Source organism: Paraburkholderia sp. IW21, assembly GCF_041321145.1.
GTDB lineage: Bacteria > Pseudomonadota > Gammaproteobacteria > Burkholderiales > Burkholderiaceae > Paraburkholderia.
Genome location: NZ_JBGGWA010000027.1, coordinates 1 through 5,447, shown reverse-complemented (window position 1 = coordinate 5,447; position 5,447 = coordinate 1). Strand labels below are relative to the sequence as shown.

Genomic DNA, 5,447 nt, shown 5'->3' with positions numbered 1-5,447 from the left:
GCGCAGATGTCATGAGTTTCGGCAAACGCACGTTGCCACGGTTCGAATAAAACTGTGATCGAGGTCCCAGCATCTTCGCCGCCACTACAACGCGGGCAGCAAACCGCGCGACGTGCAGGAAACCGGTTGTGCAGACCTTCCTTAGTGGTGTCCGGTGGACTGCCAGGGTTGGGAAAGAAGCGATGAATGCTCGAAATCTGCCAATCAGTTAGGGAACATGCGGCTTTTGAAGCATTTTCGTTGACACAATATTGAAACATCGGAAAACATCAAGAACATGGAATTGAACGTTGGGTTTGCGTGTCCCTGTGGTGCATTTGTTGATCAAAATTTGCACGTCACCACGGAGGAGCCATCTGCCGACACGGCAAGCGACCGTGAAGAGGAATTCTATGCATCTATCCAGTGCGACGGGTGTGGAAAAGACTTTGAAGCACAAATTAGACGCAAGTTTGGTGAGGCCAGTGTGTCAATCGATGGGGCCGTGTCACTGACGTTTGATGTGTTAACGGACGATGCAGATGACGAGTTGCGGTGGGTAATAGAGTTTTCGGAACAACTCAATACGTATCGGGATGTTGTCCGCAACGTCACAAGCGCCGGTGGCCGACGATCTAAAGATGACTCTGTGCAACATGATATACGCCTAGGTGGTCACTGCCGTTGAGGCATACCTTTCGGGCACTTTCATTCGTACAGTTGTTAATTCCGACATGTTGATTCGAAAGTTGGTGGTGACCGATCCCGCGCTGGCGAACCGGCCGTTAATATTGAAGGAGATTTTCAGCCACCTCGATGGACTAAAGCTGACGGTCGCTAAGTATCTGCAGGAACTGATCTTCCATGATTTGAAGAAAGTGAAGCCGATGTACGCATCCGTTCTCGAAATTGACTTCGGTGACATAGGATGGCTATTCAAGGCGGTTCTAACAAGGCACGACTGCGTCCATAGGAATGGCGTCAGCAAAGATGGCGTGCCAACGGGCGTGGACGATGCAGCAATCGTTGAACTCACAAGGAATTGCACTTCGCTGGTTGTGAGTATCGACGAGCAGGTGCAGTTTTCGACGCAAGATGCTGGATAGGAAAAGACTGTGAGTGATAACCGAAAAGGCTCCGAGTTCTCAAGCGCAACGAGAAGTCGTCTCGCTATGCGGGCGGGTTATGGCTGCTCAATGCCGAGTTGCCGTGCTCTTACTGCGGGACCGAGTGATGACTCGCCTAACTCGGTTATCGATGTGGGTGTGGCTGCGCATATCAACTCCGCGGCGAAGGGACGCCGTCATGCCCCGGATATGAGCCCCGAGGAGCGTAAAGACATCCGTAACGGTATCTTGCTATGCGGAACCCATAGCGTCGAGATCGACCGCGACGAAGCTAAGTACACGGTGAACGTACTTAGGCAAATGAAAGAAGAACACGAGCGGTTTATAGGTGCCGAACTGAATGCGGGACGTGGGTGCTTCCGTGGGTCCGACCTCGTTGTTCTTGGGCCCGAGATCGTTGGCGTCGGAGACGCTTCTGGGATCCAGCGGGAAACAGTGGTCGGTTCGAATTGATCACTTTGTCGAGGGCAATTTGCGAGCGCTGATTGAATTCAGCGAACATTTCGATACTGTATGATCCATACGATCGCTACTTGCTAGATAATTCGCTTGGCGATGGCAGGCACCTCGCAAAGGAACCTGCGTGGCGGCGGGTAGGGTCGTCGATTGAGCTTATCTGTACGGTATAGGAAAGTTTCCCTCGCGCCAGCGCTCACGACCTCGGGCAAACGATGGCGACGAACGCGGCTAATGATCTGTTCGTTCGGAACGGTGATATTGCCATGGTCTCCGGACTCGACTCATTGCCGCAGCGGATCAAGAATACGTTGTCGATGTTGCAAGGCGAGTCACCGTTTCACCCAAAGGCGGGTTCTCGCCTGAAGGAATATTTCGACGCGTTTGAACAGTCGCCGTGGCTCCAACGCTGGGTCAAGCTTGAGGTCATTCGATTGACATGCGTCCCGTACTATGACGCCGTACAAAAGAAGGCTTATCCGTTGGTTCCGAGTGTGTTGCAGGTTCTGGAGGTTGACCAAATAGCTTCGGACCGCTCGGCTCAATGGCTGAACTTTAGATTCAGACTTGATGTACAAGGGGTCGGGTTGTGGGAGCACGTAATTCCTGTTCTTGTGCCGAGAGGCGAGCGACCTTTACGGCCGCCGGGCTGGGACCAGTTCCGGCCTTGACGAGGGATGCGGCGGGAAAGCGCTCGCGCGAATCGCGCGGGTCACACAGGAAAACATAATGATGAAGATGGCAAACGGGGTGGGTCTGGTCACGAGAGTTGCTATGCTCTCTACTGCTGTTTTCATCGGCGGGTGTGCCAGCACCCATCCAACGAAGATCGGCGGAGATACCTACTATTCGTCAAAGACGAATACGGCAGGTATCTTCGGGGACGTGGGCGCGGTGAGCGGAAAGTTGATGGTTGAGGGCAATCAGTTTTGCGCTTCCATGGATAAAGAGTTCGAACTGGTGACGCAAACAACTACGTCTAATATTCCTGGTGTTCGGTTGGGCGGGGCGTCAATCACGTTCAGATGCGTCGTGCATACTAACGACGTTCATATACGCCCGGACAACGGCGTCGCGACAACCACGACTCAATAGACCGTCGCTGCAACGTACTAAAGGCATAGGAAAGGTTATGGTTACGTATCCAGTTAGTGTGCGTCGCAACAGTTATCGTGGAGCCGACGCAAGAAAAAGGGCTAAGGCAAACAGTGAAACCCGGGATGCTTCGGTGCTTGAAGATTATGCGAACAAGTTACTGCTGGAGCAAACGCAGCCTATTCAAGTGTACTTTTGAATGGAGTTGGCGCAAGGCGCCGGTCTGCCGTATGAGACGGTTGCTCGACTCGGTTTTTCCATTGATGGGGGAGCGGCGGGTTTACAGCTTGGCGGCATGACATGACATACGAAGCGGCGATGGCCGCGAACAGTCAAGCGCGCGCTACATCCGATAAAAGCGGGGGCGTTTAAACGCCAAGGAAAAGGAAAATATGGACCGGCAAGTTCGACCGTCCCTCAGCCGTCGAGACATCGATGAGGTGAGGGACATATTAAAGCAGCTTACCGTGCGAAAGCGGCCGGTACGTCCCCAGAGCCCTTGGGTGTCGCGCGTTGAAAATGCGGAAAAATTGGTCCGCACGCTAGCTCTGGTTGGTCTAGCTGAGTGCGCGATAATGGCGCTCATGAGCAGGGTGTTCGACAGTCACCCACTTGCCGAAACTGTGATTGCCATGAGCCTGCTGATCACGCTGCTCGGTACCGCAATGCTAATTTCACCCGTCGTGCTCTCAGTGCCGTTTTTCCGGACGTTGTATCACACACCTTTCGAACCATTGTTCGAAGCACTGGACGATGCATTGTCGCTCGATTTGCCCTCAGTGCACGAGCTCGCCGGATGTGAACGCGAGGCTCTGGAATATACGCTCACCCAATACCGGCATCAGAGGCAGGCGTTCGAGAAGCGCGGAGCGATGTTGGCCGGTTCGCTAGACAAGATCGGGTTTTTTCCGGCTCTGGTCGCGTTCGCGATGCTTATTATTCCAGCGTGGTCGCATCTCGACGCCTGGGTTAGGGACTTCGCGCTGCTCGTTCCGGCATTCCACTTCCTGAATTTGCTCAGTTATGGCCTGACCCAAGAGATGGATCGTGCCATAGCCTTGCTCGAATATAGTGTAGTGGCGCATGACCGCGCCGGACCGCAGCCGACCTAAAATTCGCCACTGACCTCAGCGATGGAGACTACCTTCGTCGCCGGATGTGGTCTAGCGCAGAGGCTGAGCGATTACGCAGTCGGCCACTAGTAGGAAAAGCCGCAAGGCGGTTTGAACAGGAAAATATGGTTGTGGTGCAAATTGGAAAGCAGGTTGAGAAGTTTCCTATAGGCAAGATAACTTATCGAGTGGACAAGACCGCGTTCCATGCGGCGGGCGCAGTGGCTTCCTTGAGGCCGAGCTTCGTGAGATCGAACTGGCCCTTGCGAATGCGATGCGTCAATTCGATACCTGAAATTGTGGTCGCGGCGCTCCTGAATCGCTTGATTCCAAGCATCACGTTCGTTCTGGACTTGATGTGACGATGGTCCTGTTCGATCACGTTGTTCAGATATTTTGAGGACCGGACCTTCGTGTCTGCAGGCAGCAGACCATCGACCTTCATCTCGCGCACCGCGCGGTGCGAGGCAGCGTAGCCATCGAGCGTGATGGTCTCCGGCGACTGGCCCTGATGCCTGATAGCCTTGCTGAAAAAGCTTTGGCCGCGGCCACGTTGCGCCCTGAGCATGAAGTCCACCGTCTGGCCAGCCCGACCCACCGCCCGGTACAGGTAGACCCATTTGCCGCGAATCTTCATGTAGGTTTCGTCGACGCGCCACGAGCGACCGGCTGGCGTAGCAAAGCGGTTCCAGCGTTTTACGAACTCGGGCGTATAGCATCTCACCCAGCGCAGGATCGTCGTGTGAGCCAGCCGTAATCTCCGTTCGGCCATCATCTCGACCAGATCGCGCAGGCTGAGCTTGTAGCGCAGATACCAGCGAACGCACAGAATGATGATCTCTCGATCAAAATGGCGTCCACCGAACAACTCCTCCAGACTCTTCAGCTTGCTCATCGCGGGTCATCAGTTCGGTTTGCTCCGACAACTTTAACCGATTCGCCGATCCTATTTGCAACAGAGCCTGCGGCTGAAGGTCGGCCGAAATGAGTACAATCATTCATCGTCTGCTCACCCTGTTCCCGCTATGCGCCTGATCCGGAAGAAAACCCCTCACCCTGCCGCGCGAGAACTAGGCGAGGACGAAGTGGCGTCCGTGCGCCGCTTCTGTTCCGCGGGCGGCGACACTGAACCGCACGATGCGGCGGTCGTGGCGGACATCCTCAACGAGATGCGTGACGGCAGATATCCTCAGTGCTGGCTTGAATGTGATTGTCGTGACACCGAGGTCGGTGGTAGCCGCCAGCCGCGGTTGACTGCACGGGTCAGGGAGCAGGGGCCACCGCATTTTGTGCGGCTCAACCGGTACGGTGCACACGCATGCTCTTTGCATTCTTTCCGGACAGATCCCGATGAAGATGAGGACGACGGTCCGTCGCCCGAACCGGGTAAGCATCGACCACTGCGACCTGTCAACGATACGCTGGACTATCTCGACGACGAACGCGAGCCGGGTGCCGGCAAGCCGACCGGCAGGCATACCGGGGCTCGGGGCGTTACCTGTTAGCGCCGATGTAAAAATGACCCCATCGCCGCAGTAAACCTGACCCACCTGGGAGACGATGGCGGCTTTTGCCGCCGATGCTGACTCAGGAGCAAGCAGTGGAAATCAAGGTATTGGCCCGGCGCGGGACGGCGGTGCGGGAGATAGCGAGGCAAACGGGTTTATCGCGTAACACC

The 5,447-nt window shown here is 55.2% G+C and carries 7 protein-coding genes; 5 read left to right on the top strand and 2 right to left on the bottom strand.

The genetic code is table 11. From position 1 onward, the window contains the following. Window positions 1-260, bottom strand: a 260-nt coding sequence (locus ACAX43_RS32810) for a hypothetical protein (RefSeq protein ID WP_370712471.1), incomplete at its 3' end; no start/stop codon positions are given. Window positions 261-277: 17 nt separating this feature from the next. Here ACAX43_RS32810 and ACAX43_RS32805 point away from each other — a divergent pair. From ACAX43_RS32805 to ACAX43_RS32785, 5 genes are all read left to right on the top strand, one after another. Next, window positions 278-667, top strand: a complete 390-nt coding sequence (locus ACAX43_RS32805; protein ID WP_370712470.1) for a hypothetical protein — start codon at window positions 278-280, stop codon at window positions 665-667. 46 nt (window positions 668-713) lie between these two features. Further along, window positions 714-1,085 carry a hypothetical protein gene (locus tag ACAX43_RS32800; protein ID WP_370712469.1) on the top strand — a complete coding sequence of 124 codons (372 nt, stop codon included), beginning with the start codon at window positions 714-716 and terminating at the stop codon, window positions 1,083-1,085. 692 nt (window positions 1,086-1,777) lie between these two features. Then, window positions 1,778-2,233: a hypothetical protein gene (locus ACAX43_RS32795; RefSeq protein WP_370712468.1), complete on the top strand. Its 456-nt coding sequence runs from the start codon at window positions 1,778-1,780 to the stop codon at window positions 2,231-2,233. A 58-nt stretch (window positions 2,234-2,291) separates the two neighbouring features. Beyond that, on the top strand, window positions 2,292-2,657 hold the full coding sequence (locus ACAX43_RS32790; RefSeq protein WP_370712467.1) for a hypothetical protein: 366 nt from the start codon (window positions 2,292-2,294) through the stop codon (window positions 2,655-2,657). A gap of 632 nt (window positions 2,658-3,289) precedes the next feature. Then, complete coding sequence (locus ACAX43_RS32785; protein WP_370712466.1) at window positions 3,290-3,769, top strand: hypothetical protein; 480 nt, start codon at window positions 3,290-3,292, stop codon at window positions 3,767-3,769. 181 nt (window positions 3,770-3,950) lie between these two features. On the opposite strand, the gene ACAX43_RS32780 is transcribed toward ACAX43_RS32785, so the two are convergent. Beyond that, the gene (locus tag ACAX43_RS32780; RefSeq protein ID WP_370712465.1) at window positions 3,951-4,664 is read right to left on the bottom strand and encodes an IS6 family transposase; all 714 of its coding nucleotides are present in this window, start codon (window positions 4,662-4,664) and stop codon (window positions 3,951-3,953) included. Window positions 4,665-5,447 lie beyond the last annotated feature (783 nt).

Excerpts from the sequence above, each read along its gene's own strand:
- ACAX43_RS32785 (WP_370712466.1), top strand. The coding sequence starts at position 3,290 with ATGAGCCTGCTGATCACGCTGCTCGGTACCGCAATGCTAATTTCACCC.
- ACAX43_RS32800 (WP_370712469.1), top strand. The coding sequence starts at position 714 with ATGTTGATTCGAAAGTTGGTGGTGACCGATCCCGCGCTGGCGAACCGG.
- ACAX43_RS32780 (WP_370712465.1), bottom strand. The coding sequence starts at position 4,664 with ATGAGCAAGCTGAAGAGTCTGGAGGAGTTGTTCGGTGGACGCCATTTT.
- ACAX43_RS32805 (WP_370712470.1), top strand. The coding sequence starts at position 278 with ATGGAATTGAACGTTGGGTTTGCGTGTCCCTGTGGTGCATTTGTTGAT.
- ACAX43_RS32795 (WP_370712468.1), top strand. The coding sequence starts at position 1,778 with ATGGCGACGAACGCGGCTAATGATCTGTTCGTTCGGAACGGTGATATT.
- ACAX43_RS32790 (WP_370712467.1), top strand. The coding sequence starts at position 2,292 with ATGATGAAGATGGCAAACGGGGTGGGTCTGGTCACGAGAGTTGCTATG.